This window comes from Achromobacter sp. 1011811831, assembly GCF_059760905.1.
This window is the reverse complement of the sequence record NZ_JCBANG010000205.1, coordinates 1-811: the sequence shown is the minus strand read 5'-3', so window position 1 is coordinate 811 and position 811 is coordinate 1. Positions and strand designations below refer to the sequence as shown.

Annotated in this window: 1 pseudogene; it reads left to right on the top strand. The window is 59.1% G+C overall.

Annotated features, from left to right (window positions below):
• Nucleotides 1-256, top strand: a pseudogene (locus AC6LJ9_RS30605) (hypothetical protein); the annotation flags it as partial.
• Nucleotides 257-811: the final 555 nt, after the last annotated feature.

Sequence of the window (811 nt, the reverse complement as noted above, 5' to 3'; positions counted from 1 at the left end):
CACTGCAAATGCGCGGGCGCTGGGAAGTTATCAAACGGATGCGTTGCAACGGCTCATCGGCAACGTCGCAAATATCCAGTCTGTATTCGCTACCACTGGCGGGGCGTTTTATACGAGCCCGGCAGGAAATGGGGCGGTGGGAGGAGGATCAGCCGTGCCTTTCGATGCGGTCCTATTTGATTCTGGACGCAACACCAGGGCCTCGAAGGAAACCCGTTCGGTAAACGCCGCATACCACCCCCGCATCCACGCTTGACGTCCGTGTCACTGCAAATGCGCGGGCGCTGGGAAGCAGACAAGCGCACAGGTTCCAGCAGCACCAGCATGCATTTTCGCGAGTGCCCGACGGTGTCACAGGAGGCTCGGCCGGCGGGGTCGGTTTCCTGCTCACCGGCTCGGGTGGCGGCTCCATTACGGACCCATCCGGAGGCACCGAGACCAGACCTACGAATACCGCCTACCACCCGAGGCTCCACGCATGACCGTCTGCCCCACTGCAAATGCCAGGATGGTAGGAGCACGTCAGACAGACGCAAGTCAACGCATTGTGGGTGGCATGTATCTCCGTCCAATCACCACGACAGAAGCGCAGATCTTGAACGCCCCAACTGGTGCGTTCAATGTACTTGTGGGGCAGGGCAGTCCCGGCGCATCGCGTGTGGCAATGGATCAATCCCCGAACGCTTATGGAACGCAGTCAGTGGTGACCTTTGATTCAGCAAATGTGACTCGTGCGTCTAGCGAGACACGTCCCACGAACGTCGCTTTCGCTCCACGGATTCATATCTGATGTCTGCTTCACTGCAAATGC